Genomic DNA, 26,674 nt, shown 5'->3' with positions numbered 1-26,674 from the left:
CGAATCGCCGTCGGAGTTGGGGGTCGAGGTCGCTATGGGCGTCGGGGTCGGGTTGCGGCGGTGTGTCGTGCTCAGGGCGGCGGCGGATGGGTGGTGGCGGGTCGACGGTGAGGGCGGCGGGTTGTGCGCGGTGGGGTGGGCACGAATCGCCGTCGGAGTTGGGGGTCGAGGTTCCTATGGGCGTCGGGGGCGGGTTAGGACGGCGTGTCGTGCTCGGGGCGGCGGCCGGGTGGTGGGGGCGCGACGGTGGGGGCGGCGGGGTGCGGGTTGGGCCCGGTGGGGTGGGCACGAATCGCCGTCGGAAGTGGGGGTCGAGGTTGCTATGGGCGTCGGGGGCGGGTTGCGACGGCGTGTCGTGCTCATGGGGCGGCGGCCGGGTGGTGGGGGCGCGACGGCGTGTCGTGCTCAGGTGGGCGGCGGATCGTCGCTGCGATTCGAGAGTTTGAGAGCGCTCTACAAGGGCTATTGCGTTGAAGAAACTCTCGGGTTACGATGAGTCGTCGAAACGCTTCGCCAACGGAGGCAGTGTGAATATGAACCAGGAACAAGCGCCCACGCCGGGTGTCCATCCAGGCACCGACGCGCTCGCGCCGGTGTCGCGGCCCGAGGGCCGGGGCCGATGACCGTCGCGGCCCCGGTGCAGCCCCCGAAGCCGGAGGTGGTCGCCTCCGCCAAGCGGAAGCTCCGCCGAGGCGACGCCCCCGCCGGGTCCGCCTCGTCGCGGCGCAAGCCGTCGAAGGCGATGTTCCTCAGCATCCTGCCCTTCCTCATCCTCGTCTTCCTGTTCTCGTACTTCCCGCTCTACGGGTGGATCTACTCGCTCTACGACTACCGTCCGGCGCTCGGCCTCTCCGGCAGCGAGTTCGTGGGGCTGCAGTGGTTCCGGCTCCTCGTCGGCTCGCCCACGCAGCTGGCCCAGATCGGCCAGGTGATGGCCAACACGTTGGGCATGAGCTTCATCGGCATCGCGTCCTCGGTGCTCCCGCTCGCGTTCGCCGTGTTCCTCAACGAGATCCGCGCTCCGTGGTTCAGGAACGCCATCCAGACCCTGACCACGCTGCCCAACTTCATCTCGTGGGTGCTGGTCTACATGATCGCCTTCTCGATGTTCTCCACCACCGGCCTGGTCAACTCGCTCATGCTGGACTCCGGCCTGATCACGGTGCCCATGAAGTTCCTGGACACGGATCAGCACATCTGGCTGACCATGGCCGCCTGGGGCATCTGGAAGACGGTCGGTTGGGGCGCCATCATGTACCTCGCCGCCATCGCCGGCATCGACCAGGCGCTCTACGAGTCGGCCAAGGTCGACGGCGCCGGCCGGTTCCAGACCATGTGGTACATCACCGTCCCGCAGCTCATGCCCACATACTTCGTGCTCCTGCTGCTGTCCATCGCGAACCTGCTCAACAACGGCATGGAGCAGTACTACGTGTTCCAGAACGCCTTCAACAAGACCTACATCCAGGTGCTGGACCTCTACGTCTACAACATCGGCATCACGGGCAACAGCCTGTCGATGGCCACGGCGATCAGCATGCTCAAGTCCATCATCTCGGTGGTCCTCCTCCTGTCGGTCAACGCCCTCGCCAAGCGCGTGCGCGGGACGTCCCTCATCTGATCGGAGCAGCCAGACATGACCGCGCTCGCGCAGCAGCCCACCCGCATCGTCGAAGAGAAGGGATCCTTCGTCTTCCACGGGATCAACTACCTGATCTTCGCCCTCCTGGCGCTCATCTGCGCCTACCCCTTCTACTACCTCATCATCAACTCGATCAGCGCCAACGACGTCGCCGCCCAGGGCGACGTGCGGTGGTGGCCGGTCGGCCTCCAGTTGCAGAACTACGCGCAGGTGTTCAGCCTGCCCGGCCTGCCGCAGGCGGCGCTCGTCTCGATCGGCCGCACGGTGCTGGGCACCGCCGCGACGGTCCTGGCCTCCGCGTTCCTCGGCTTCATGTTCACCCAGCCGCGGCTGTGGAAGCGGCAGCTCTGGTACCGGCTCGTCGTCATCACCATGTACTTCAACGCGGGCCTGATCCCGGTGTTCATCATCATGAAGACCCTGGGCCTGACCAACAACTTCTGGGTCTACGTCCTGCCCTTCGTGGTCCAGCCGTTCAACATCATCCTGGTCAAGACCTATGTCGAGTCCATGCCGGACTCGCTGCAGGAGGCGGCCGAGGTCGACGGCGCGAACGTGTTCCAGACGTTCTTCCGCATCGTCCTGCCCAACATGACCCCCATCCTCGCCACGGTGGCCATCTTCTCCGCCGTCGCGCAGTGGAACAGCTTCCAGGACACGCTGCTCTACATCACGGACCAGAGCCTCTACACGCTCCAGTTCCTGCTCTACATGTTCATCAACCAGGCCGCCTCCCTGGCGGCCGCGGCCCAACAGGCGGGCGGCAACCTGGGCTCCATCGCCTCGGCGGCCACCTCCCAGACGGCCACGTCGATCCGCACCACTGTGTCGGTCATCGTCGTGCTGCCGATCATCTTCATCTACCCCCTCTTCCAGCGGTTCTTCGTCAAGGGGATCATGCTCGGCGCCGTCAAGGGATGACGGTCCGGCTCCCTCACCTCCAGAAAGGAAACCCAATGCAGTACAGGAAGGCTGTGGCCCTTGTGGTCGCACCATTGATGGGTCTCGCCGGGCTCGCAGCCTGCAGCCCCGAGCAGGCTCCCGCCGACGACTCGTCGCAGGCCGCCAGCGGCACGTTCCCCACCGAGTGGTCCGAGGAGATCACCATCGACGTGTTCGACGGCCTGGCCAACCAGATGGGCGAGCAGCCCGGATGGTTCGCCAAGATCGTCAAGGACAAGTTCAACATGAAGCTCAACATCATCGCCCCCAACGTGGCGGGCGGCGGTGACACGCTCTACAACACCCGCGTCGCGGCGGGCGAGCTGGGTGACCTCATCGTCACCGACAAGGGCGAGAAGCTCGACGAGCTGGTCCAGGGCGGTCTGCTCCTCGACGCCTCCCAGTACTACCCGGCCATGTCGAACGCCGCCGTGTTCGACGCCGCCGTGACCCGCCTCAACGAGGGCAAGGACGGCACGTACGCCTTCCCGACGCAGGTGTCGCAGCTGAAGCCCACGGACTCGAGCGAGGGCATCGACCCCACCTTCGGCCCGTTCGTCCGCTGGGACCTGTACGCGGAGCTCGGCTACCCGGAGATCGGCACGCTGGAGGACCTGCTGCCGGTGCTCAAGAAGATGCAGGACGCCGAGCCCACCGCCCCCAACGGCAAGAAGACCTACGCGCTGTCCATGTTCAAGGACTGGGACGGCAACATGATGAACAACGCCAAGCAGCCCGCCACCTTCTACGGCTTCGACGAGATCGGCTTCGTCTACGCCAAGGCCGACGGCTCCGAGTACCAGAGCGTCATCGACTCCGACTCCGCCTACGTGCGCAACCTGCGCTTCTTCTACGAGGCCAACCAGCTGGGCATCATGGACCCCGAGTCCACCACGCAGAACTACGACACGCTGTTCTCCAAGTACCAGAACGGCCAGGTGCTGTTCTCCTGGTGGCCCTGGCAGGGACAGTCGGCCTACAACACCACCGACAACGTCAACGCCGGCAAGGGCTTCATGATCGCCCCGCTGCAGGACATGCAGGTGTTCTCCTACGGCGCCGAGCCGTTCGGCGGCAAGCAGGTCATGGCCATCGGATCCAAGGCCGAGGACCCGGAGCGCGTCGCGGCGTTCATCGACTGGCTGTACTCGCCCGAGGGCACCTACTCCAACAACAGCCAGACCATGGGCGCGGCCGGCCCGCAGGGCCTGACCTGGGACGTCAACGCCGAGGGTGCGCCTGAGCTCACCGAGTTCGGCATGAAGGCCCTCGTCGGCGGCGGCGCAACCGTGCCTGACGAGTGGGGCGGCGGCACCTACGAGGACGGCGCGTCCTGGCTCAACACCACGCTCGTGCTGCCCATCGACGTCGACGAGAACACCGGCGCGCCGTTCAGCTACAAGATGTGGGAGACCTTCCAGGCCGCCACGTCGAACCCGCTGATCGAGGACTGGTCCGCGCAGATGGGTGGCGCGGCCACGACGATGGACTACCTGAAGGCGGAGGACAAGATCATGGTCGCCCCCGGCGCGAGCTACACGGCCCCCGCCGACAGCTCGGAGATCGAGACCCTGCGCAACCAGGTGAAGGCGATCATCGTCCAGGAGTCGTGGAAGATGTCGTTCGCGGCCAACGACGCCGAGTTCGAGTCGCTGCTGGCCAACATGCAGGAGACCGCGCGGGGCCTCGGCTACGACCAGGTCCTCGAGGTGGACATGGCCAACGCCAAGGAGCAGAACGCGCTCCGCGAGAAGTCGGCCGCTGGTAGCTGACCCAGAGCGGCCACACGGCCAGGGGGGTGCGCGGGATCGCTCCGCGCACCCCCCGTCGTCGTTCCGGCAGAGGTTCGGGGCGTGGCCACCGGAGCTGATTGTCACGCCCAGTGTCGAGTACGACACTGAGCGTGACAATTAGCTCCGGTGGCTCGCGCGGGATGCCCGATCCACGATCATTCCTCCATGGTCAACGCACAACCAGCCGGCATCCACCGCCCCGCCGTCACCGGCGCAGACGTCGAACGCGTGATGGGCAAGCTCCTGCTCACGGAGGGCAGCGACAGCCGCACGAAGCTCACGGGATTCTGGGCGCTGCTCATCCTGGCGACGGTGATCGCCGCGTCCGGCATCATCGCGGACTCGACGGCGGCGGTGATCGGCGCCATGATCGTCGCGCCACTCATGACGCCCATCCTCGGCACCGCGCTCTCGGTGGTGTTGGCGCAACGGAGGCTCATCCTGGCCAACCTCGGGATGGTCCTCGCCGGGGCCCTGTGCGTCGTGGCGATCGCGTTCCTGCTCGGCCTGATGACGCAGACCCTGCATGTGGCCGACACCAACACCCAGATCGCGGCCCGGGTGTCGCCGAGGCTGATCGATCTGGTGGCAGCCCTGGCGACCGGCGTGGTGGGGGCCTTCGCGATGGTCCGCTCCGACATCTCCGACGCGCTCCCCGGCGTGGCCATCGCGATCTCGCTGGTCCCGCCGCTCGCCGTCGTGGGGCTGACGCTCGAGTCCGGCGCTCCCGAGCAGGCGCTCGGCGCGCTGCTGCTGTTCGGCACGAACGTGACGGCGATCATCGCCACGGGGACCGTGGTCTTCATGATCTACGGCGTCAGGCCTGCCGCCACGGCCATCGGCGTGGAGGTGGGCCACCTCCGTGCCCGCACAGTGGCGGTCGAGCTGGTGGCCCTGGTGGCGCTGGCCGTCCCGCTGGCGATCGGCAGCGCCGTGGTGGTGCAGCAGGAGATCGTGGTGTCGCGGGCGGTCCCCGTGGCCACCGAGTGGGCCGAGGCGCAGGGCTGGCAGGTCGACGACGTCACGTTCAGGCACGGCACGCTCGTGATCGTCGCCCTTGGCCCGCCGCCGACCATCCAGGAGACCGGCCTGCGCGAGAGGCTGGACCAGGCAGGGTTGGAGGGTGTGGACGCGCACGTGACCCTTGTGCTGGGCGGCAGCAGGGAACTCCCGGCCAACCGCTGAGCTTCTGCGATCCCCCCGGGATCGCCACACGGTGGACATCCGGCCGCCATGAGTGAGGAGGAGGCTCGTCGGTGCTCACGGAAGGACGTCCGCGCCGGCCGGATGACCGGGTGTCGGGTCAGGAGTGCCGGGCGAACGCTCCCCTGAAGACGAACGCCATCGCGTACGCGGCCAGCGAGAAGCCCAGCGTCAGCAGGATGTAGATGAAGCCCGGCAGGACGAAGACCAGCGCGAAGCAGGTCACGAGGATGGCCACGAGCAGCATCGTGCGCATCGCCTGCGCCACGGGGAGCAGCAGCGCGTTCTTCAGCGTCTGGCGCGTGGTGTTGGTGTAGCCCGCCACCAGCGCCAGGCCCCACAGCAGGGCCGCGACAGCGTACGCCGCCGCGACCGCCGCCGCCATGCCCGCGATGGAGGAGAGCTGGCTGTCGAAGGAGAACCAGAACGCCGCCGCGAAGGCCAGCAGCCCGGCCGGCACGCCCAGGGCCAGGAACACCAGGGTCGCCTGGCCGAGGTTGCGGCCGAACGCCACGAAGTAGCCCTTGATCAGGTCTCCCCGCTCCTCGTCGGCGTAGCGCATGGTCACCTCGAACAGCGCGCTGGTGGCCACGCCGATGGTCACCACCGGCAGGCACGTCACCAGGTAGATCACGTTGAGCGCGATGAATGCCAGCAGCGTCGAGATGCCGTGGACGTTCTTCCCCATCGGGTCGACCTGCATCTCACCCTCCCTCCGGCCTTCGCCGCACCGCGACTCGCCAACGGCGTCTGCCCGTCACCCGGCCTCCCCGATCTCCGCCAGTTCGACGGTGCCGCGGAGCTGCACCTCAAGTGTGGTCGCGCCCGGCGCGGGGCACTGCACCTGCACATCGTGCCACTCCCCGCGCCTCGCGGGGTCGGGGGAGACCACCGCGACACCGTCGCCGCAGCGCACCTCCACCTCGCCGCCGAGGCCCGTGGCCACCCGCAGGCGCACGCTCAACCACTCGGGCAGGGGCTCGACGGAGGGCCACGCCACCCGCCCGGCCCCCGCCCGCGCCCGGTAGCCGGAGCCGCGGAGCGCACCCGCCGCGACACCCACCACACCCGACCACTCGGGGGCCTCCCACGCGCCCAGCGGCAGCGCGGCCGGACCCGCGGCGCGCTCCGGCGCGGTGGTCAGCGTCAGCTCGGGGCCGTTCAGGGCGGCCGACGGCGCCGCGACGATCCGCCAGCTCGTCGCGGGCAGGTCCATGCCGGCCTCGGGGCCGCTCCAGATCCGCAGCCGCTCCGGGCGCAGCGCCACCTCGACGGTGCCCTCCGCCCCGTGCTCGACGACCACCCGCGCATGCCCCAGCAGCCGCCGCCCGATCCGCTCGTCGTCGCTGGCCGCGTACACCTGCACCAGCTCGTGCGCCGGCCGGGCCCCGCGGTTGGCCACGCGCACGCGGGCCGCGCCGTCGAGGCCGTCCGGGAGCTCGAGCCCGAGGTACTCGACCGCGCCGTAGGTCAGGCCGTGCCCCAGCGGGTAGAGCGGGGTGTGCGGGGAGTACCACCAGGTCATGCGGGAATCGACGATGTCGTAGTCGAAGATCCCGCCGACCTGCGACTCGTCGGCCCACCAGGTCTGCGCGAGGCGGCCCGTGGGCTCCACCCTGCCGTCGAGCACGTCCATCAGGCCGTGCCCGAGCTCCTGCCCGGCGTGGCTGGACCAGACCACGGCCGCGGCGTCGTCGGCCAGCGCGCCGAGCGCGTACGGGTACGACGAGACCGCCACCAGCACCGTCGCGGGGTTCGCGGCGAGCGCGGCCTCGACGATCGCACGCTGCACGGCCGGGAGCGCCAGCTCGGGCCGGTCAACGGTCTCGCGGCCGTTGAGGTACGGGTCGTTGCCCACCGCCACCAGCACCACGTCGGCGCCCGCGGCAGCCCTGGCCACCTCGTCGGCGCCGCTGCTCAGCACCTCGACGTCGAACCGCTCGGCCGTGGCCAGGTCGTCGGACGAGGAGCTGACCAGCCCGCCCCAGGACTCGACGCGCAGCCAGCGCCGGCTCCCGCGGTGCTGCAGGGACCAGCTGCCGTCCCCGTGCGCGTGCCGCACGAAGTGCTCGTGCGTGACCCAGCCGCCCGGGCGCGTGGAGTCGACGCGGACCATGCCCTCGTCGGAGCCGCGCCAGAGCAGGCCGGTGGGGTCGTGGCGGAGCGTGACCACGTCGGATCCCCACTCGACGACGGCGAACGCCGAGGCCTCGGCGTCGTGGCCCTGATCGGCCACCAGCACGCCGTCGGCCGCCCGCGACACCGCCAGCCCGGTGGTCCGCGACCGCAGCACCACCCGGTCCGCGCCGTCGTGCGCGCTCACCTCGTGGGTCTCGGCCGCGGCCGCGGCGAGCGTGACCATGTAGGGCGGGGTGCCGGAGTACCAGTCGTGCTTGACCACCTCCGCCATCGGCCCGACGACGGCCACGCGCGCGCCCGCGGCGAGCGGGAGGACGCCGTCGTTGGCCAGCACGGTGACCTGCGCGGCGGAGGCGCGGCGGGCGAGGTCGCGGTGGGCCGGGGTGTCGAGCTGGTCTGCGGTGATGCCCGCGTACGGGTCCGCCTCCGGGGTGAGCTCCCCGGTCAGCGCCCGCACCAGCAGCACGCGTCGGGCGGCGCGGCGGACGTCGTCCATGGTGAGCAGGCCCTGTGCGAGGGCCGCCTTGATGGCCGCGAGCGTGGAGGAGGAGTCCGCGTCGTGGTCGGTGAAGGAGTCCAGGCCGGCGAGGATCGCGGCCGCGTGGGATTCGGCCTCCGTGGGGTAGGCCCGCTCGGCGCCGGTGAGGTTGGTGGGCGCGTAGGCGTCGGAGACCGCGAGCAGGTCCGGGTTCGCCGCTCGCACGGCCTCGAACAGCTCCTGCGAGGTGTGCGCCGGGCGGCCGTTGACCAGGTTGTAGGCGGCCATCACGCCGCCCACCACGCCTGCGGCGATGGGCTCGACGAACGGCGGGAGGTCGTACTCGTGCAGCACGCGGGGCGGCAGGCTCGACGACGACGTGCAGCGGTCCTGCTCGTTGTTGTAGGCCAGCAGGTGCTTGAGGGTGGGCACGGTCTTCCAGAACACGTCGTGGTCCCCGCGGAGCCCTGAGGAGTAGGCGATGGCGCACTCGGCGGTGACGTGCGGGTCCTCGGAGTAGCCCTCCTCGTTGCGCCCCCACAAGGGGTGGCGCAGCGGGTTGACCACGGGTGCCCACACGTTGAGCGACATCCCGACGGGGTCAGCCGCGTGCTTGGCGCGCACCTCCGTGGAGGTGGCCTCGCCGATCTCGCGCAGCAGCCCGGCGTCCCACGTGGCCGCCATGCCCACCGGCTGCGGGAAGACCGTGGCGGTGCCGGTCCAGGCGACGCCGTGCAGGGCCTCGGCGCCGGTGTGGAACTCCGCCAGGCCGTGAGCCGGCATCGCCGGGTTGACCTGGTGGAGGAGCGCGACCGCCTCGTCGTCGCTGAGGCGCGCGAGTGTTGCGGCCACCAGGTCCTCGAGGGTCGCGGGGGTGGGAGTGGTGCTGCTGGTCGTCGAGTCAGAAGCCATGAGGTCGAAGCCTTTCGATGCTTGAGTGGCGGCGGTGCCCGCAGTGATCGTTGCCCCAATGATGCACTATCTACGCTGCGCGCGCGAGACCGGGCGCCCAATCCGCCCCGAGGTGTTGCGGCCTGAGGCGCCGTCGTGATTCACTTATGTCGAAATGATTCGACGACGAATCGACAGACCAGCTCAGCGAAGGAGTGCAATGCGATCCGGCCCGCAGCGCGCACCGTCACCGGCCGCGCCGACGGCTCACTCCACCCGCGGAGCCACCAGCCGTCGCTCCGGCAGGGAGTGGTCGTTGACCAGTGCCATCAGCATGTCCACGGCCGTGGACCCGATGGTGGTGCCGGGGATGTCGATCACCGTCATCGGCAGCAGCGGCGCCAGCAGCAACGACTTCGGCCCGATGGCCACCACCGCCACCGAATCGGCCACCTCGGGGCCCCGTCGGGCCAGCGCGGTGATGACGCCCGGCAGCGCGGCCTCGTTGTGCACGATCAGCCCGGTGATGCCGGACTCCACCAGCTCGTCGATGAGCGGGGTCGCCTCCATGGGGTCGTCGCCGCAGGCCAGGCGCTGCAGCTCGATGTGGTGGGCCTCGGCCTCCCGCTCCGCGCCTCGCGCCAACCGCACCGCGTACGACGTGCCGCGGGTGTGCACCGCGGGCGAGGAGCCGATGAGCGCGATGCGGGTGTGCCCGGCCGTGGCCAGCTTCCGCACCGCCATGGAGCCGGCGGACTCGAAGTCGAAGTCGATGCAGCTCAAGGATCCCGGGTCCTCCGGCATGCCGATCAGCACGCTCGGCTGGCGCAGCGCCGCCAGCGTGGGGAGCCGGCTGTCGCGGGACTCGACGTCCATGACGATGAAGCCGTCCACCATCGAGCGCAGCGAGACGCCCTCGATGCCTGAGGCGTCCGGCTCGGTGACCAGGAGGACGTCGTGCTCGAAGTGACGCGCCCTCGTGGCGATGCCGGCCACGAACTGCATGATGACGTCCACGTTGACGCCCGGGCGCAGCGGCGTGACCAGGCCCAGCACGTGGGTCTTCGACGACGCCAGGGCGCGCGCCCCGGCGTGCGGGCGGTAGTTGAGCTCGTCGATGGCCTTCATCACCCGCTCGCGAGTGGAATCGGAGATGGGCCGCCGGCCGCTCAGCACGTAGGAGACGGTGGACTGCGAGACCCCCGCCTTGCGTGCGACTTCCTGGATACCAGCCATCGTGACCCCTTGTCCCAGGGCGGGAGCGGCGGGGTCTGGCCCCTTCGGCCCGACGGGCCGGCGCCGTCTTCATACGGCCCTGTGAGAGCCAAGCGTAGGCCCGCGCAAGCGTTTCGACCAAGCGGGGGAGGCCGTCGCCCGGCCACCCCCGGCACGGCGGGGATCCGCCCCGTGCCACCCACCATCTCGCGGCACGCGCACGTGTCGCGGCAGGACGAGAGGACCCAAGGATGAAGTTCACCGACGGCTACTGGCAGCTGCGCCCCGGAGTGACCGCGCTCAGCCCGCGCAGCATCGCCGAGATCGTGGTCGAGGACGACCGCATGGTGGCCCACACGCCCACGCGCGTGATCGAGACCCGCGGCGACACCCTCAACTGCCCGGCCCTCACCATCACCGTCGACTCGCCCGCCGACGGCGTCATCGGGGTCACCATCGAGCACTGGGACCAGCCCACCGCCGGGCCCAGCTTCGCGCTGATCGACGGCGGGCACCAGGTCTCGATCACCGAGAGCGCGGACTCGGTCTCGCTCACCAGCGGCACGCTGACCGCCACCCTGGGCCGGGACGTGCCGTGGGACCTGCGGTTCGTCGGTGCGGGCGGGCCGCTCACGTCGTCGACGGGGAGGTCGCCGTCGGCGCTGACCAACCCGGACGGGCGGCGCTTCGTGCGGGAGCAGTTGGCCATCGCGCCCGGCGAGCACCTTTACGGGCTGGGCGAGCGGTTCGGGCCGCTGATCAAGAACGGCCAGAGCGTCGAGATCTGGAACGCCGACGGCGGCACCTCCAGCGAGCAGGCCTACAAGAACGTGCCGTTCTACCTCAGCGACCGCGGCTACGGCGTCTTCGTCGACACCCCGGACCACGTCTCCTACGAGCTGGCCTCCGAGTTCGCGTCGCGCGCCCAGTTCTCGGTGCCCGGCCACCGGCTGCGCTACCTGATCATCGACGGCCCCACCCCGGCCGACGTGCTGCGCCGCTACACCGCGCTCACCGGCCGCCCCGCCCGGGTGCCCGCCTGGAGCTACGGGCTGTGGCTGTCCACCAGCTTCACCACCGACTACGACGAGGCCACGGTCACCTCGTTCATCGACGGCATGGCCGAGCGCGACCTGCCCATGTCGGTGTTCCACTTCGACTGCTTCTGGATGCGGGCCTTCCACTGGACCGATCTGGTGTGGGACCCGGCGACGTTCCCGGATCCGGAGGGCATGCTGGCCCGCCTCCACGAGCGGGGGCTGAAGGTCTCGGCCTGGATCAACCCCTACATCGCGCGCCGTTCGGTGCTGTTCGCGGAGGGTCGGGATCGCGGCTACCTCGTCAAGCGCCCCGACGGGTCCGTGTGGCAGTGGGACCTGTGGCAGGCCGGCATGGCGCTGGTCGACTTCACCAACCCGGAGGCCACGGCGTGGTTCGTCGGCAAGCTGCGGGGCCTGCTTCGTCAGGGCGTCGACTGCCTGAAGACCGACTTCGGCGAACGGATCCCCACCGACGTGGTGTGGCACGACGGCTCGGACCCTCAACGCATGCACAACTACTACGCCCACCTCTACAACAAGGCCGTCTTCGACCTGCTGGTGGAGGAGCGGGGCGAGGGCGACGCCGTCGTGTTCGCCCGCTCCGCCACCGCCGGCGGCCAGCAGTTCCCGGTGCATTGGGGCGGGGACTGCGAGTCCACCTTCTCCGCCATGAGCGAGTCGCTCCGGGGCGGGCTGAGCCTGGCCGCGTCGGGCTTCGGCTTCTGGAGCCACGATATCGGGGGCTTCGAGGGCACCCCCGATCCGGCAGTGTTCAAGCGATGGCTGGCCTTCGGGCTGCTCAGCTCGCACAGTCGCCTGCACGGCTCCAACTCCTACCGGGTGCCGTGGGCGTTCGACGACGAGGCCGTCGACGTGGCGCGCCAGTTCACCCGCCTCAAGATGCGGCTCATGCCTTACATCGGGCAGCTCGGCGAGATCGCGCACCTGGAGGGGCTGCCGGTCATGCGGCCGCTGTTCCTCGAGTTCCCGGACGATCCGGGCGCGGCGATGGTGGACCTGCAGTACATGCTGGGCGACCAGCTGCTCGTCTCGCCGATCTTCTCCGACGACGGCACGGTGTCGTACTACGTGCCGTGCGGGCGCTGGACGCGGGTGCTCGACGGGGGTGTCGTCGAGGGTCCGGGGTGGCGCACCGAGAAGCACGGCTTCGACTCGCTGCCCCTGCTGGCCCGGCCGGGGTCGGTGATCCCGTGGGGCGCCGTCGCGGACCGGCCGGACTACGACTGGGCCGAGGGCGTGGAGTTGCGCGCCTACGGCTTCGAGGCCGGAATGTCGCGGACCGTCGAGGTGCCCCGTCCGGACGGTTCGGTGTCGCGGTTCGAGGTGCTCGCGGATGCGGACGGCGAGGTCTCGGCGAGGCTCGTTGACGGCTCGGCCCCGGTCACGTCGTGGACCCTCACCGTCCACTGACCCGGCCTGCCACCAAGGGCTCCCTGCACCGGCACAGGGAGCCCCGCGGCATCTGGCCGCGCGGGCGTCGTGTCAGGGCTCCCGGCGCCTGACGCGCCGGGAGGCAGGAGTCAGGGCAGGGAGAGCCCGTCGTCGACGGTGATCGCGAGCCCGTCGGCCACCAAGGACGCCGCGCACGCCTCCAACTGCGCCGCGTCCGGCCAGGCGACGTCCGCGAGGCGGACCGCCCCGTGGCCGCGCAGCGCGGCCATGATCCTGCCGCGACACTGCCGGTCCGTGCCCTCCCAGGCCTGGACCCGTCGCTCCGGCCCGTCCCACGACGGCCGGCCGGCGGCCAGCCAGGCGCACGCGTCGGCGACGGGGCACTCACCGCACAGGGGGGACTTCGCCGTGCACACCAGCGCGCCCAGCTCCATCGCGGAGACCGACCAGAGCGCCGCGTCGGCGTCGTCGTCGGGGACGAAGTCCCATGCCCGCCGCCGTTCCGCGGCCGTCTCGTGTGCCAGGGGGAACTCGACGCCCCCGTCGAGCCGGGCAAGGACGCGGCGCACGTTGGTGTCCAGCACCAGGGAGCGGAGGCCGAACCCGAATGCCAGCACCGCGGCGGCCGTGTACCGCCCGACGCCGGGGAGGGAGAGGAGCGCCGCCTCGTCGTCGGGCACCACCCCGCCGTGGAGTTCGGCGACGACGCGGCCCGCCTCCTGCAGACGCAGCGCCCGCCTCGGATAGCCGAGCCGCCCCCAGGCGCGCAGCACGTCCGAGGTCGGGGCCTCCGCGAGGTCCGACGGCGCCGGCCAGCGGTCCATCCACTCCACCCATTGCGGCGCCACGCGCGCGGCGGGCGTCTGCTGGCACATCACCTCGCTGACCAGCACACCCCAGGGTGTGGTGCCGGGCGCGCGCCACGGCAGGTCGCGGGCGTGCTCGACGTACCACGCCGCGAGGCGGGGGTGGAGTGGGTCGGTGGTCATCGGTCGATCATGCCAAAGCTCGCTGGTGCCAGGCTGGGCCGCGGAGACGATCCTCGCGGCGCTGTCCCGGTGGAGCGCTGAGGGCGGCGCCGGTCAGTGGGGAACCGTGTCCGCAGTGCCGCCGACACCGCCCTACTGGCCGGGCTTGGACCCGACGACAGGCGGCAACTGCCTGCAACATCCGCCCCGGACGCATGTTCCAGCACCGGGCGGTTTAGGCTGAGCGGTCTAGCCAGGAGTCCCGGCGGGCTCCGGTGAAGGGACCCGACGATGGAATATCCGTGGTGGAGCATGCTGCCGTTCGTCGCGATGCTCGGCGGCATCGCGGTGTTCCCCCTGCTGTCGCGCACGAGGCACCTGTGGGAGAAGCCGGCCACCCAGCTGGGATACGCGCTCGTTCTCGGCCTGCCCGTCGCCCTCGCGGTATGGGCGCTGGACGACCCGTGGCGCGTGGGTCACGCGGTCTACGAGTACGCCCAGTTCATCGCCCTCCTCCTGGCGCTGTTCGTCGTCTCCGGGGGGCTGTTCCTCAAGGGCGACATCGAGGCCACCCCGCGCAACAACACCACCTTCCTGGCCATCGGCGGCCTGGTGGCGTCGTTCGTCGGCACCACCGGCGCCGCGATGCTGCTCATCCGCCCGCTGCTCAACACCAACGTGGAGCGCAAGCACCGGGTCCACACCGTTCTGTTCGCGATCTTCATCGTCGCCAACTGCGGCGGGCTGCTCACCCCGCTGGGGGACCCGCCGCTGTTCCTCGGCCTGCTCCGGGGCGTGCCGTTCACCTGGACGTTCGGGTTGTGGCCCTACTGGCTGTTCGTGAACGCCATCCTGCTGTTCAGCTACTACGCGCTCGACCGCCGCATCTACGCCACCGAGGCGCCGGAGGACGTGGCCTTCGACCGCACCCACATCGAGCCGTTGGGGGTACGCGGGAAGATCAACTTCCTCTGGTTCGCGGTGATCATCGCGGCGGTGGCGTTCGCGCCGTCGATGGACCTGCACGCCATCGAGACGGGGCATGCGACGGCGTGGTCCTGGGTCCCGGTGCGGGAGCTGATCATGCTTGCCGTGACGGCGGCCTCGCTGCTGACCACCCCCCGGAGCGTCCGTCACGGCGACAACGAGTTCAGCTGGGCGCCCATCGGGGAGGTCGCGGCGCTGTTCATCGGCATCTTCCTCACCATGATCCCCGCCCTGGAGTTCCTCGGTCAGCAGGCGCCGAAGCTGCCGCTCAACGAGATCACCTTCTTCCTCTTCACCGGCGGGCTGTCGTCGGTGCTGGACAACGCGCCCACCTATGCCACCTTCTACGAGATGGCCTCGCAGGTGCCGGCGCCGCCGGGCGTGGCCATGATCGGCACCTCGCCTGCGGTGCCGGAGACGTTCCTGATCTCGATCTCCCTGGGCGCCGTGTTCTGCGGCGCGCTGACCTACATCGGCAACGGACCCAACTTCATGGTGAAGTCCGTGGCCGACTCGCGGGGCGTTCACATGCCGTCGTTCGGGGTCTACGTCGTGCGGTCGATGCAGTACCTGGCGCCCACGCTGCTGGCCATGATGCTGCTGATGATCGCGGAGCACTGGGCCGCGAGCGCCGCCGGGGCCGCGGTCGTGGCGTGGATCCTGGTGCGCGCGGTCCTGGACATCCGCCGCTCGACGCCGGTGGCGGCTCCCCGGGACGCCTGACGGGGGCCCGCGGGCACGTCTCCACTCAGGAACCGTCGTGGGCCAGGCCCGCGGAGTAGGCTCGAATGGTCACTTGCGAGGAGGCGGACATGGTCACACCCGATCTCGGAGCCGAGGAGGGATTCCCCCCTGACCCGGAGGACTGGCCCACGCACGATTCCCATGAACTGTCCCCAGAGGTCCTGCACAACGAGGCGGACGACCTGTCCGCGGCCCTCGAGGCATCCGCGGCGGGGTCGACGGAGGCTGACGAAGCCGACCTGCTGGACCAGCTACGCGACGCGGGGCCCGATGACGAGGGCGTCGGGCGAGCCGACTAGGCGGCCGGTGACGACGCGGGTCCCCGGTGGGGAGCGACGCGACTAGCCCGTGTTCTGCAGGCCGGCCGCCGCACCATTGACCGTGAGCAGCAGCACCCTGGCCCACACGGCGCGTTCTGCGTCGTCGATGGGCGACGCGGCGTCGCGGATGAGACGCAGCGCGCGGAGCTGGAGGTGGCTGAGGGCGTCGATCGACGGCGCCCGCAGGCTCACGCGGCCCTGGAGCATCGGCTTGGCCTCGAGCAGCTCGGACTGACCCATCGTCTCCAGGACGAGGCGCCTCGTCAGCTCCAGCTCCGCCAGCACCAGCTCGGTGACCTCGGGCTGCCCGCCGAGCGCCAGGAACGACCGGGCGAGCCGTGGGTTGGCCTTCGCAAGGCTCATCTCCGCCACGTCGATCAGGCTGGCGAACAGCGGCCAATCCCGGTACGCGGCACGGAGGCGCTCCGCGTCCCCGACGGCGGCCAGGCCGGTGCCGAGCCCGTACCAGCCGGGGATGTTGGCCCGAATCTGCGACCAGGCGAAGACCCACGGGATGGCCCGCAGGTCCGCGAGGTCGCGGCCCTCGGTGGCCCCGCTGCGGCGCGCCGGCCGCGACCCCAGCCGCAGCTCGCCGAGCTCCTCCATGGGGCTCGACTCGGCCACCACGTCAGCGAACCCCGGGATCCGCACCAGAGACCACCACGCCTCCCGGGAGGCGCTCTCGACGGTGGCCGCGACATCGGCGAACTGCGCCGCCGCGTCGCGGTTGTGGCAGGTGGCGTCCTCGGTGTCGGCCAGCAGCACCGCGGAGGTGAGCCGCTCCAGGTGCGCCTGGGCGAGTGTCTCGTCGGCGTAGCGGGCGAAGATCACCTCTCCCTGCTCCGTGACCTTGAACCGGCCGGCCACCGAGCCCGGAGGCTGCGCGAGGATGGCGCGGTGCAGCGGTCCTCCGCCGCGGCCGAGGGAGCCGCCGCGGCCGTGGAAGATCGTCAGCTCGACGCCGTGCCGGTCCGCCCAGTCCACGAGCCCGCTCTGCGCCGTGTAGAGGGTGAGGGTGGCGCTGGCCGGGCCGACGTCCTTGGCCGAGTCCGAGTAGCCCACCATCACCTCGACGTGGCCGCCGGTCTGCCCCAGCCACGCCTGGGTGCTGGCCAGGGGGAGCCAGCGTTCGAGGATCCCGACGGCGCCGTTGAGGTCTGCGCCGGTCTCGAACAGTGGCACGACGTCCAGCCGGAGCCGGCCGTCGCCGACGGCGAGCCGGGCCAGCGCCCGCACCCCGACGAGGTGCTCAGGTGCCTGCGTGAAGCTCACGATGTAGCGGCCGCAGGACCGGCTGCCCCACCGCTCCTGCAGCCAGGACATCACCCGCAGGGTGTCGAGGACCTCGCGCGTGCGGTCGCTCGTGGCCTGGACGTGGCTCGGCCACCCCTCGACGGCGAGCCGGTCCAGCAGCGCGATGCGGGCCTCGTCGTCGGCCGGCGCCTCGTCGAGCTGGCCGAGCAGCTCCTCCAGCGCGGCCTTGTGGACCGCGCTGTGCTGGCGTACCTCGAGCTCTGCCAGGTGGAACCCGAAGGTCTCGGTGAGCCAGATGAGGTGCTGCAGCTCGCCGAAGGCGGCGCGGTCGTCGCCGGCCGCGCGCAGGGAGTCCTGGATGAGGCGGAGGTCGGCGAGCAGCTCCTCGGGTTGGCGGTAGGCCAGCTCGATGCGGCCGGATCGGGTGGCGGCCAGCCGCTCGGCGACGAACAGCAGCTTCTGGCGGTGCGGCTCATTGGGCGACGACGTCCGGATCGTGGCGAACGTCTCCGGCGCGGCGACGGCGTCGCGGGCCAGAGAGTTGGCCAGGTCCGGCGACGGCGGGGTGGCGTCATCGCTCATCGTCAGCGTGCGGGCGATCCGCATGGCCCCGGTGGCGAGCGCCCGCAGCGCGTGGTCGGCCTGGATGGCGGCGGTCTGCCTGGTCACCTCGGCGGTCACGAACGGGTTGCCGTCCCGGTCCCCACCCACCCACGAGCCGAACCGCAGAAAGGCAGGCACGGCCGGCTCGCGACGACCCGCGTCGCCGTCGGAGATGACCGACTCCACGGATCGGTACAGCCGGGGCACCGCGTGGAAGAGGGTCTGGTCGAAGACCTGCATGATCGCGCGCACCTCGTCGGAGGGCTGCGGCAGGGTGGTGCGCAGCGGAGAGGTGCGGCTGAGGATGTCGATCTCCTCCAGCATCCGGCGCAGCGCGGCGCCCCGCTCCTGGTGGCCGACTGCGGCGTCGTCGTAGCGGTCGAGGTGGTCCCCGATCCGGTCCAGCGCCGACGACACCGCCCGGCGCCGGGCCTCCGTCGGATGGGCCGTGAGCACGGGGTGGACGCGCAGGTCCCGCACCCGCGACGCCAGCTCGCCCAGGGCCGCCACCGCGGGCCACATGTCCGGCGTGGCCTCCCCGGAGCGTGGATCCGCCCGGCGGAGCAGGCGCGAGCGGTGCCGCTCCTCGGCCAGGTTGATGAGGTGGAAGTGCACGGTGAGGGTCTGCGCCAGGCTGGCGGCCGTGGTGGCGGTGAGGCTCTCGATGATGTGCGACGGGGCGTCTGGGTCTCCCCCATCCGCGGCGCCGGCGGCGGCCTCCTCGAGGCGGTCCATGAGCGTGGCGAGCTCCCCGCGGCCGGACTCGGTGAGGACCTGACGGTGCAGCTCGGTCAGCAGCGTCAGGTCCGCGACGAGGAGCGCGTCCGGGGAGGTGTCGACGGGGGGCAGGGCTTCACCGGTCATGAGAGGGCCTTTCGATCGCGAAGTCCGACACCTCGCATTATTCAGCACACCGCACGTGACCGGCATTCGAGCTAGTCAGGGGGCCTGACTGCGGAGGGGGTCACATGGGGGCGTTGGTGAACCGGCTGTAGTGGCCCTGGAAGAGCGCGTCGATCTTGCCCGTCTCGCCGTTGCGGTGCTTGGGGATGTGGAACGCAGCCAGGCCGCGCTCCTCGTCGGTGGGGTTCTGCGAGTACATCTCCGGGCGATGGATCATGAGGACGATGTCCGCGTCCTGCTCGAGCGAGCCCGACTCGCGCAGGTCCGACAGCTGCGGGATGCCGTCCTTGCGCTGCTCGGTGTTGCGCGACAGCTGTGACAGGGCGATGACCGGAATCTCCAGCTCCTTGGCGAGCAGCTTGATCTGGCGGGAGAACTCCGAGACCTCCAACTGCCGCGACTCCACCTTCTTGCCGGAGCTCATCAGCTGGATGTAGTCGATGGCCAGCAGCTGCAGGTCGTGGCGCTGCTTCAGCCGGCGCGCCTTCGCGCGGATCTCCATCATCGTCAGGTTGGGCGAGTCGTCGATGAACAGGTTCTTCTCGCCGAGGATGGCCGACTTGTCCGTGACCCGCTGCCAGTCGTTCTCGTCCATCTTGCCGCCGCGGATCTTGCCCAGCGGCACCGACGCCTCGGCCGAGAGGATCTTCATCACGATCTCGGTGCGGCTCATCTCGAGGGAGAAGAACGCGGCCGTGAGGTTGTGGTGGATGGCCGCAGAGCGGCACACGTCCAGCGCGAAGGTGGACTTCCCGACGCCGGGGCGGGCGGCGACGATGATCATCTGCCCGGCGTGCAGGCCGTTGGTGATCCGGTCCAGGTCCACGAACCCCGTCGGCACGCCGGAGAGTGCGTCGCCCGAGGAGGCGATGGCCTCCATCTCGTCGAAGGTGGGCTCGATGAGTTCCCGCAGCGACTTGTAGTCCTCTGACGCCTTCTTCTCGGTGACCTCGAAGAGGGTCTGCTGGGCTTCGTCGACGATCTTGTCCACCTCGCCCTGGCCCTGGTAGCCGAGCTGGGCGATGCGGATGGACGCGTTGACCAGGCGGCGAAGGACGGCCTTGTCCCGGACCAGCTCCGCGTAGTAGATGGCGTTGGCGGCGATGGAGACCGAGGCCAGGAGGTCGTGCAGGTAGACCGCGCCGCCCACCTTGGACAGCTGCCCGGACTTGCTGAGCTCTCCGGCGATGGTGATGGGGTCCGCCGGTTCCCCGCGACCGTAGAGGTTGATGATGGCGTCGAAGATGGTCTCGTGGTTGGGGCGGTAGAAGTCCACCCCACGCAGCACCTCGACCACATCGGAGATGGCGTCCTTCGACATCATCATGGCCCCGAGGACGCTCTGCTCGGCGGCCAGGTCCTGCGGGGGGGTACGGTCCAGATCCCGATCGTCGTAGACGGCGGTCTGCGTCATGTTCCCCTCCTCTGGCCCAGGAATCCGGCCACAGGACAGGCTAGGGCACGTCTCCGACAGCTCCCGGCGGCCTGCTGTGGGCAAGCCTGGGGGTGGCCTGTGGAAGGCCTGTGGACAACTCTCCACGGCCAGCCGCGTGGCTGTGGACATCGCTGTGCGCCGAGCGCCAGGAGCCGTTATCAAATCGTTATGTTTACCGGCTGGGTGGGTGTGTCGCATCTGTTTGTCCACAAATCGCCGCGGCGAGGGGCAAGGCGGCCCTGCACCTCGTCGTAGCAACCGCCCTTCTGGTCGATCCGGGCCCGGGGGGCTCGGCGATTCTTCGCTGACTTGGGTTGCGTGTGAATTCCAGCATTTGTTGCGCGATGATCCGCGGTCTGTGATAGAGGGCCCTCATCGCGGCCTTGGCGCCAGAATGGCGCCCGGACGGCACGCTTTCCACAGCCGTGCGGCCCTCCTTGTGGACAAGTCCGATTCCGGTCTGGCTAGCCGACCCCGCCCGCAGGTCCGAGGCCTCGTCATGTCATGATGGGACCAGTTGAATCCGATACCCCCGTGGGGTATGCTGGGTGGCGAGAAGGGGGATCGATGACCGAGACCGTTGACGGCAGCTGTCACACCACGCACGGCTACACCCCGGAGAAGGCGGCGTACCTTCGCCGGCTCAAGCTGATCGAGGGCCAGACGCGCGGGATCGCGCGCATGGTGGAGGAGGATCAGTACTGCATCGACATCCTCACCCAGGTCACCGCCGTCACCAGCGCCCTCAAGGCGGTCTCGCTCGGCCTTCTCAACGATCACCTCTCCCACTGCGTCGCCGACGCCGCCCGCCAGGGCGGGCCGGAGGCCGAGGAGAAGATCGACGAAGCGATGCAGGCCATCAAGCGGCTCGTCCGCTGACCCACGAGAGGATTCACACCATGATCAGCAAGTACACCGTCTCCGGCATGACCTGCGGCAACTGCGTCAACCATGTCACCGAGGAGGTCTCCGAGGTCGCAGGGGTGGACAACGTGTCCGTCACCCTCGAGGGCGGCTCGATGCTCGTCGAGTCCTCGGAGCGCATCCCCTTCGACGCGATCATCGAGGCCGTCCGCGAGGCGGGCAGCTACTCCGTCGTCGAGGCCTGACGCAGGCGGGTAAACCCGCTCCCAGCCACGCGCCGTCGGCGCCCATGAACCACTCCCGCGTCCGCGCGTACGAACGCGCCCGAAATCCGGAAGGGCCGGCCATGGCCAGTTCCACCATCCAGCTCGACATCCAGGGCATGACCTGCGCCTCATGCGCGGCCCGGATCGAGAAGAAGCTCAACAAGGTCGACGGCGTCACCGCCACCGTCAACTACTCCACCGAGCGGGCCACCGTCGAGGCGCCCACGGGGATCACCGCGCAACGCCTCATGGAGGTGGTGGCCCAGGCCGGCTACGGCGCCACGCTGCCGGTGCCCGAGGCGGAGAAGACCGACGAGGCGGCCGCGCTGAAGCCGCGGGTGCTCTGGTCCTTCGCGCTCAGCGTGCCCGTGGTGGTGGTCTCCATGGTGCCCGCGCTGCAGTTCCCCGCCTGGCAGTGGGTGGCTCTGGTGCTCTCCAGCGTGGTCGTCCTGTGGCTGGGCCGCAGCTTCCACCAGGCGGCGTGGACCAACGCCCGGCACGGCACCACCACGATGGACACGCTCGTCTCGATGGGCACGCTGACCGCCTACGCGTGGTCCCTCTACGCCATGATCTTCGGCCACGCCGGGATGATCGGCATGAAGCACGAGTTCTCGCTGAGCCTCAGCCGGCAGGACGCGCGCGGCTTCATCTACTTCGAGGCCGCCGTCACCATCATCTCCTTCCTCCTCCTGGGCCGCTGGATCGAGGCCCGCGCCAAGACCGAGTCGGGAGCCGCGCTGCGCGCCCTGCTGGAGGTGGGCGCCAAGCAGGCCACCGTCGTCGTCGACGGCGGGGAGCGCCTCGTGGACGTCAAGACCCTCCGTGTGGGGGACCTGATCGTGGTGCGGCCGGGCGAGAAGGTCGCGGCAGACGGCGAGGTGGTGGAGGGTCGCTCCGCAGTCGACGCCTCGATCATGACCGGCGAGTCGCTCCCGGTGGAGGTGGAACCCGGATCATCCGTGGTGGGCGGGTCGGTCAACACGACGGGGCGGCTGGTGGTGCGCGCCACCGCCGTCGGCGCCCAGTCGCAGCTGGCGAGGATCGCGGCCATGGTGGAGGAGGCGCAGACCGGGAAGGCCGAGGTGCAGCGCCTCGCAGACAAGGTCTCGGGCATCTTCGTGCCGATCGTGCTGGTGATCGCCGCGCTGACCCTGGCGGGCCACCTGCTGGTGGGCAACGGGGTGACGATGTCGCTGTCGGCGGCCATCGCCGTCCTGATCATCGCCTGCCCCTGCGCGCTGGGGCTGGCCACGCCGTCGGCGCTCATGGTGGGCACCGGCCGCGGGGCCCAGCTCGGCACGGTGATCCGTGGGCCGCAGGTGCTGGAGCGCGCCCGACGGGTTGAGACCGTGGTGTTCGACAAGACCGGCACCCTCACCAGCGGACAGATGTCCGTGGCCGGTGTCGAGACGGCCGAGGGCGTCACCCGCGAGCAGTTGCTGGAGCTCGCCGCCGCCGTCGAGTCCGGTTCGGAGCACCCCATCGCCCAGGCCATCGTCGCAGAGGTGGAGCGGCCGGGAGCCGTCGTCGACTTCGTCAACGTGCCTGGTCGCGGCGTGCGGGGCGTGGTCGACGGGCGTGCGATCTTCGCGGGCTCGGCCGCCTTCATGGCGGACCTCGGGCTGGCCCCCGTGGCATGGGAGGCCGAGCAGGTGGGCAGCGTGGTGGAGGTGGCTGACGAGCAGCGCATCCTGGGCCGCATCATCGTGGGCGACACCGTCAAGGAGTCGGCCGCCGCGGCCATCCGCGAGCTCAAGGCGCTGGGCCTGCACCCGGTGCTGCTGTCGGGGGACAACGAGCGGACCGCGCGCGCCGTGGCGGCGCAGGTGGGCATCGACGACGTGCGGGCGGGAGTGACGCCGGAGGGGAAGGTGGCCGCCATCAAGGAATTGCAGGCCGCGGGGCGGCAGGTGGCCATGGTGGGTGACGGCGTCAATGACGCGGCGGCCATCGCGCAGGCGGACCTGGGGATCGCCATGGGCACCGGCACCGACGCGGCCATCGCGGCGGGCGACATCACGCTCATGCGGCACGACCTCATGGCCGCCGTCGACGCGGTGCGGTTGTCGCGGGCCACGCTGCGCACCATCAAGTCCAACCTGGTGTGGGCGTTCGGCTACAACACGGCCGCCATCCCTCTGGCGGCTCTGGGGATGCTGACCCCCATCATCGCCGGCGCGGCCATGGCCTTCTCGAGCGTCTTCGTGGTCCTGAACAGCCTTCGGTTGAAGGGATTCCGGGGGGTCAAGGCCCGCTGACTGGGGGTGTTGTCATCCCGCGTCAAGAAAGGGTCAAGGACCCCGAAAACCCAGTACCGGGAGCGCGCGCGAGAGGCCCCGGATCGGGTACTGTTAGCGCGACACCCGATGGTGTCACCAAAGACCGCCCGACCGCTGCCGCCCCCCCAAGGGCAGCGGTCGGGCTCTTTTTTGTGCCGTGACGCACCACTGGCGCGGGTAGGTTGGGCCCATGAGCACCCGCATTGAAACCGACTCCATGGGCGAGGTCCCGGTCGACGACGACCGCTACTGGGGCGCGCAGACGCAGCGCAGCCTGCACAACTTCGACATCGGCCGCGACACCTTCGTCTGGGGACGCGCCATGATCCGCGCCCTCGGCGTGCTGAAGAAGGCCGCGGCGCAGGCCAACGCCGAGCTGGGTGAGCTCCCCGCGGACCGGGCAGAGCTCATCGCGCAGGCCGCCGACGACGTGATCGCCGGCCACCTCGACGACCACTTCCCGCTGGTGGTGTTCCAGACCGGCTCCGGCACCCAGTCCAACATGAACTCCAACGAGGTCATCTCCAACCGCGCCATCGAGCTGGCAGGGGGAGTGCGCGGCTCGAAGACGCCCGTGCACCCCAACGACGACGTCAACCGCGGCCAGTCCTCCAACGACACCTTCCCCACCGCCATGCACATCGCGGTGGTGACCGAGCTGAACGAGCGGCTCTACCCGGCCATCGCCCGGCTCCGCGACGTGCTGGCGGCCAAGGCGGGGCAGTACGACGACGTGATCATGGTGGGCCGCACCCACCTGCAGGACGCCACGCCGGTGCGCCTGGGCCAGGTGTTCGGCGGCTGGGTGGCGCAGCTGGACTTCGCCGTCGAGGGCGTGCGCCACGCCGACGGCCGGGCGCGGGACCTGGCGATCGGCGGCACCGCCGTCGGCACAGGGCTGAACGCGCACCCCGACTTCGGGCGCCTGGCCGCCGAGAAGATCACCGCGGAGACCGGGCTGGAGTTCCGGCAGGCCGAGAACCTGTTCGCGGCCCTCAGCGCCCATGACTCGCTCGTGGAGGTCAGCGGGGAGCTGAGGGTGCTGGCCGACGCGCTCATGAAGATCGCCAACGACGTCCGGTGGTACGCCAGCGGCCCGCGCAACGGCATCGGGGAGCTGAACATCCCGGAGAACGAGCCCGGCAGCTCGATCATGCCCGGCAAGGTCAACCCCACCCAGTCGGAGGCGCTCACCATGGTGGTGGCGAGGGTGTTCGGCAACGACGCCACCGTCGGCTTCGCGGGTAGCCAGGGCAACTTCCAGCTCAACGTGTTCAAGCCGGTGATGGCGCACGCCGTGCTGGAGTCCATCCGGCTGCTGGCCGACGGGGCGCTGTCGTTCACCGAGCACTGCGCCGTCGGGATCGAGCCCAACCTGCCGCGGATCCAGCAGAACCTGGAGACCAACCTGATGCTGGTCACGGCCCTGAACCGGCACATCGGCTACGACAAGGCTGCCAAGATCGCCAAGCAGGCGCACAAGGAGGGCACGTCGCTGCGGGAGTCGGCCCTGGCCAACGGGGTCAGCGGCGAGGACTTCGACGCCTGGGTGATCCCCGGCGACATGACGGGGAAGTAGCAGGCGGGGAGGGGTCGTCGGGTTCTTCGGCCCCTCCCGGTGGCTGAGGTGCCGCTCTCTCCCGCTGGAGGGGGCGGCCCTTTGCCGCTGGCTGAGGTGCCCCACCCGCTGGCTGAGGTGCCGCCCTTCCCGCTGGCTGCGGTGCCGCCCTTCCCGCTGGCTGCGGTGCCGCCCTTTCCGCTGGCTGAGGTGCCGCGTAGCGGCCTCGAAGCCTAAGAAACGCGAGTTTGACCATGGACTCTGCTGGTGGTGTCTGTGGTTGGGCTGGCGGTGTGTGGTGGGGGCCGGGCCGCCCATGCTTCCGGCGGTGGCGCTTCGCGCTTGCGCCGTCAGCAACGCCCACCCAACCTGCCCCGGCCCCCACCACTCTTCTTAGGACGCTCCTATGTTTTGTCAACCCCTTTTTTGAGGATTCTGAAGGTCTGGCGGGCGACGTATCGTTTGAGGCAGCGGCGGATCTCTCGCTTGGTTCGGCCTTCAGCGGTGCGGCGTTCGATGTAGGCCTTGGTGGCTGGGTCGTTGCGTTGTCTGCAGAGGATGATGGTGTGGATGGCCTGGTTGAGGTGGCGGTCGCCGGAGCGGTTAAGGCGGTGTCTGGTCTGTTGTGTGCCGCTGGTGGCCGGGATGGGGGCGGTTCCGGAGAGCATCGCGAATGCGGCCTCGGAGTGGACGCGTCCGGGATGGGACCACACCAGCAGCAGGCTCGCCGCGACGATCGGTCCGACGCCGTTGAGGTCGAGCAGGTCAGGGCGCCACTTCCTGACGATGTCGAGGATCTGCCGTTGCAGGGCCTTGGCGTAGAGCCGCAGCGACCGGGCCCGCTGTGCGAGTTCCTTCAGTACCGGCATCAGGATCCCGGTCAGGGGGTCGTCATTGGTGTGGGGTCGTAGTTTCAGGGCCTGGGTGACCATCGGGGCGGTCTTGCGGCCGGTGAACCGTGACCGGAGCTCGTCGGGGGCGGTGAGCACCATCGAGCGGAGTTGGCGTTCGGTGTCGGTGGCCTGCGTGATCGTCAGGTGTCTGCTGGTGACAAGGACCTGGAGCGCGGCACGGTCACCGGTGACCGCCCGCGGGGTGGACAGGGAGTCCCGGCCCAACGCGTCCCGGGCTGCCCGGACCGCGTCGATGGAGTCGGACTTTGCGCCGTTGCGGCGCTTGATCCGCTCTGGTCGGTCGACCTCGACCACCAGTTCGCCGGCCAGGGCGCGGGTCAGGCCGATGCCGTGGCTGTTGGTGCCCTCGATGGCCCACCCGCGCCGGCCGGGACGGGTGTGGGCCCAGTCGATGAGCTGCTGATAGCCGGCCGGGTCGGCCGGGGTCTTGATCGTGTCGAGCACCCCGCCGGTGACCGCGTCAACGGCCGCGGCGACGTGGAACTGCTCGTGGGTGTCGACCCCGATCACGAGGTCGACAAGCTCGCGGAGATTCTTCACACTGGACATGCGTCCCCTTCCATGGACGTCAACCATCGGGTTCCGATCCGGGCAGGGACTAGGCACAACTGTGATGGGACACAACCGGCGCTGCTGACGCTGGTTGGTCAAGCTCCTGAATCAGGCCACTGGTTTCTGCTCGGGTCGGGGTCGACGCTCACGCCGGACATGTCCTGACCAAGGCACCCGGAGGGCCAGCTTCGAGGAGAGTCACGACGCGACCGTCGATCCCAACAACACCACCAATGAGGTGGTGACACCAGACTCACAGCTTCGAGGC

18 protein-coding genes are annotated in these 26,674 nt (G+C 70.1%); 11 read left to right on the top strand and 7 right to left on the bottom strand.

From position 1 onward, the window contains the following. Window positions 1–619 precede the first annotated feature (619 nt). The 4 genes from ACZK5D_RS08890 to ACZK5D_RS08875 all read left to right on the top strand — a co-directional run bounded on the left by ACZK5D_RS08890 (window position 620) and on the right by ACZK5D_RS08875 (window position 5,562). The gene (locus ACZK5D_RS08890; protein WP_463665026.1) at window positions 620–1,621 is read left to right on the top strand and encodes an ABC transporter permease subunit; all 1,002 of its coding nucleotides are present in this window, start codon (window positions 620–622) and stop codon (window positions 1,619–1,621) included. A gap of 15 nt (window positions 1,622–1,636) precedes the next feature. After that, window positions 1,637–2,563, top strand: coding sequence for a carbohydrate ABC transporter permease (locus tag ACZK5D_RS08885; RefSeq protein ID WP_463665025.1), 927 nt, complete (start codon window positions 1,637–1,639; stop codon window positions 2,561–2,563). 35 nt (window positions 2,564–2,598) lie between these two features. Next, window positions 2,599–4,356, top strand: a complete 1,758-nt coding sequence (locus ACZK5D_RS08880) for a type 2 periplasmic-binding domain-containing protein (protein WP_463665024.1) — start codon at window positions 2,599–2,601, stop codon at window positions 4,354–4,356. Between the two features lie 186 nt (window positions 4,357–4,542). After that, window positions 4,543–5,562: a TIGR00341 family protein gene (locus ACZK5D_RS08875; protein ID WP_463665023.1), complete on the top strand. Its 1,020-nt coding sequence runs from the start codon at window positions 4,543–4,545 to the stop codon at window positions 5,560–5,562. Between the two features lie 118 nt (window positions 5,563–5,680). Here ACZK5D_RS08875 and ACZK5D_RS08870 read toward each other — a convergent pair whose 3' ends face one another. The 3 genes from ACZK5D_RS08870 to ACZK5D_RS08860 all read right to left on the bottom strand — a co-directional run bounded on the left by ACZK5D_RS08870 (window position 5,681) and on the right by ACZK5D_RS08860 (window position 10,324). Further along, a complete protein-coding gene (locus tag ACZK5D_RS08870) occupies window positions 5,681–6,283 on the bottom strand; it encodes a DUF624 domain-containing protein (RefSeq protein ID WP_463665022.1) in 603 nt (200 codons plus the stop codon). Between the two features lie 54 nt (window positions 6,284–6,337). Further along, on the bottom strand, window positions 6,338–9,109 hold the full coding sequence (locus tag ACZK5D_RS08865; RefSeq protein WP_463665021.1) for a glycoside hydrolase family 3 protein: 2,772 nt from the start codon (window positions 9,107–9,109) through the stop codon (window positions 6,338–6,340). A 246-nt stretch (window positions 9,110–9,355) separates the two neighbouring features. Then, window positions 9,356–10,324, bottom strand: coding sequence for a LacI family DNA-binding transcriptional regulator (locus ACZK5D_RS08860; protein WP_463665020.1), 969 nt, complete (start codon window positions 10,322–10,324; stop codon window positions 9,356–9,358). Between the two features lie 230 nt (window positions 10,325–10,554). Here ACZK5D_RS08860 and yicI point away from each other — a divergent pair, with 230 nt between their 5' ends. Further along, complete coding sequence (yicI, locus tag ACZK5D_RS08855) at window positions 10,555–12,774, top strand: alpha-xylosidase (RefSeq protein ID WP_463665019.1); 2,220 nt, start codon at window positions 10,555–10,557, stop codon at window positions 12,772–12,774. Window positions 12,775–12,884: 110 nt separating this feature from the next. On the opposite strand, the gene ACZK5D_RS08850 is transcribed toward yicI, so the two are convergent. Further along, entirely contained in the window at window positions 12,885–13,745 is an 861-nt protein-coding gene (locus ACZK5D_RS08850) for an iron-sulfur binding domain-containing protein (protein WP_463665018.1), read from the bottom strand. A gap of 270 nt (window positions 13,746–14,015) precedes the next feature. Here ACZK5D_RS08850 and ACZK5D_RS08845 point away from each other — a divergent pair, with 270 nt between their 5' ends. Together ACZK5D_RS08845 and ACZK5D_RS08840 are read left to right on the top strand one after the other, a co-directional pair. Continuing rightward, window positions 14,016–15,434 carry a sodium:proton antiporter gene (locus ACZK5D_RS08845; RefSeq protein WP_463665017.1) on the top strand — a complete coding sequence of 473 codons (1,419 nt, stop codon included), beginning with the start codon at window positions 14,016–14,018 and terminating at the stop codon, window positions 15,432–15,434. Between the two features lie 89 nt (window positions 15,435–15,523). Next, a complete protein-coding gene (locus tag ACZK5D_RS08840) occupies window positions 15,524–15,754 on the top strand; it encodes a hypothetical protein (protein WP_463665016.1) in 231 nt (76 codons plus the stop codon). A 42-nt stretch (window positions 15,755–15,796) separates the two neighbouring features. Here the strand turns inward: ACZK5D_RS08840 and ACZK5D_RS08835 are convergent, their stop codons facing one another. Then, window positions 15,797–18,496 (bottom strand): phosphoenolpyruvate carboxylase, encoded by a 2,700-nt coding sequence (locus tag ACZK5D_RS08835; RefSeq protein ID WP_463665015.1) that lies wholly within the window; start codon window positions 18,494–18,496, stop codon window positions 15,797–15,799. A gap of 100 nt (window positions 18,497–18,596) precedes the next feature. Beyond that, window positions 18,597–19,949, bottom strand: coding sequence for a replicative DNA helicase (gene dnaB, locus ACZK5D_RS08830; RefSeq protein WP_463665014.1), 1,353 nt, complete (start codon window positions 19,947–19,949; stop codon window positions 18,597–18,599). 588 nt (window positions 19,950–20,537) lie between these two features. Between dnaB and ACZK5D_RS08825 the strand changes: the two genes are divergently transcribed. The 4 genes from ACZK5D_RS08825 to fumC all read left to right on the top strand — a co-directional run bounded on the left by ACZK5D_RS08825 (window position 20,538) and on the right by fumC (window position 24,961). After that, complete coding sequence (locus ACZK5D_RS08825) at window positions 20,538–20,849, top strand: metal-sensitive transcriptional regulator (RefSeq protein ID WP_463665013.1); 312 nt, start codon at window positions 20,538–20,540, stop codon at window positions 20,847–20,849. A gap of 20 nt (window positions 20,850–20,869) precedes the next feature. Beyond that, a complete protein-coding gene (locus ACZK5D_RS08820; RefSeq protein ID WP_463665012.1) occupies window positions 20,870–21,079 on the top strand; it encodes a heavy-metal-associated domain-containing protein in 210 nt (69 codons plus the stop codon). Window positions 21,080–21,180: 101 nt separating this feature from the next. Further along, window positions 21,181–23,361, top strand: coding sequence for a heavy metal translocating P-type ATPase (locus tag ACZK5D_RS08815; RefSeq protein WP_463665011.1), 2,181 nt, complete (start codon window positions 21,181–21,183; stop codon window positions 23,359–23,361). A gap of 211 nt (window positions 23,362–23,572) precedes the next feature. Continuing rightward, on the top strand, window positions 23,573–24,961 hold the full coding sequence (fumC, locus tag ACZK5D_RS08810) for a class II fumarate hydratase (protein WP_463665010.1): 1,389 nt from the start codon (window positions 23,573–23,575) through the stop codon (window positions 24,959–24,961). A 383-nt stretch (window positions 24,962–25,344) separates the two neighbouring features. Here the strand turns inward: fumC and ACZK5D_RS08805 are convergent, their stop codons facing one another. After that, entirely contained in the window at window positions 25,345–26,403 is a 1,059-nt protein-coding gene (locus ACZK5D_RS08805) for an IS110 family RNA-guided transposase (protein WP_463665009.1), read from the bottom strand. Window positions 26,404–26,674 lie beyond the last annotated feature (271 nt).

It is taken from the genome of Tessaracoccus yangjingae (assembly GCF_055326235.1).
Note: the sequence above shows the minus strand (reverse complement) of the source record. Positions and strands in the feature narration are given on the sequence as shown.

What these genes read in the sequence shown, in the direction of transcription:
- ACZK5D_RS08840 (WP_463665016.1), top strand. Translation starts at nt 15,524, where the DNA reads ATGGTCACACCCGATCTCGGAGCCGAGGAGGGATTCCCCCCTGACCCG.
- ACZK5D_RS08885 (WP_463665025.1), top strand. Translation starts at nt 1,637, where the DNA reads ATGACCGCGCTCGCGCAGCAGCCCACCCGCATCGTCGAAGAGAAGGGA.
- ACZK5D_RS08825 (WP_463665013.1), top strand. Translation starts at nt 20,538, where the DNA reads ATGACCGAGACCGTTGACGGCAGCTGTCACACCACGCACGGCTACACC.
- ACZK5D_RS08835 (WP_463665015.1), bottom strand. Translation starts at nt 18,496, where the DNA reads ATGACCGGTGAAGCCCTGCCCCCCGTCGACACCTCCCCGGACGCGCTC.
- ACZK5D_RS08890 (WP_463665026.1), top strand. Translation starts at nt 620, where the DNA reads ATGACCGTCGCGGCCCCGGTGCAGCCCCCGAAGCCGGAGGTGGTCGCC.
- ACZK5D_RS08805 (WP_463665009.1), bottom strand. Translation starts at nt 26,403, where the DNA reads ATGTCCAGTGTGAAGAATCTCCGCGAGCTTGTCGACCTCGTGATCGGG.
- dnaB (WP_463665014.1), bottom strand. Translation starts at nt 19,949, where the DNA reads ATGACGCAGACCGCCGTCTACGACGATCGGGATCTGGACCGTACCCCC.
- ACZK5D_RS08850 (WP_463665018.1), bottom strand. Translation starts at nt 13,745, where the DNA reads ATGACCACCGACCCACTCCACCCCCGCCTCGCGGCGTGGTACGTCGAG.
- ACZK5D_RS08870 (WP_463665022.1), bottom strand. Translation starts at nt 6,283, where the DNA reads ATGCAGGTCGACCCGATGGGGAAGAACGTCCACGGCATCTCGACGCTG.
- ACZK5D_RS08820 (WP_463665012.1), top strand. Translation starts at nt 20,870, where the DNA reads ATGATCAGCAAGTACACCGTCTCCGGCATGACCTGCGGCAACTGCGTC.
- ACZK5D_RS08865 (WP_463665021.1), bottom strand. Translation starts at nt 9,109, where the DNA reads ATGGCTTCTGACTCGACGACCAGCAGCACCACTCCCACCCCCGCGACC.
- ACZK5D_RS08815 (WP_463665011.1), top strand. Translation starts at nt 21,181, where the DNA reads ATGGCCAGTTCCACCATCCAGCTCGACATCCAGGGCATGACCTGCGCC.
- yicI (WP_463665019.1), top strand. Translation starts at nt 10,555, where the DNA reads ATGAAGTTCACCGACGGCTACTGGCAGCTGCGCCCCGGAGTGACCGCG.
- ACZK5D_RS08845 (WP_463665017.1), top strand. Translation starts at nt 14,016, where the DNA reads ATGGAATATCCGTGGTGGAGCATGCTGCCGTTCGTCGCGATGCTCGGC.
- fumC (WP_463665010.1), top strand. Translation starts at nt 23,573, where the DNA reads ATGAGCACCCGCATTGAAACCGACTCCATGGGCGAGGTCCCGGTCGAC.
- ACZK5D_RS08875 (WP_463665023.1), top strand. Translation starts at nt 4,543, where the DNA reads ATGGTCAACGCACAACCAGCCGGCATCCACCGCCCCGCCGTCACCGGC.
- ACZK5D_RS08860 (WP_463665020.1), bottom strand. Translation starts at nt 10,324, where the DNA reads ATGGCTGGTATCCAGGAAGTCGCACGCAAGGCGGGGGTCTCGCAGTCC.
- ACZK5D_RS08880 (WP_463665024.1), top strand. Translation starts at nt 2,599, where the DNA reads ATGCAGTACAGGAAGGCTGTGGCCCTTGTGGTCGCACCATTGATGGGT.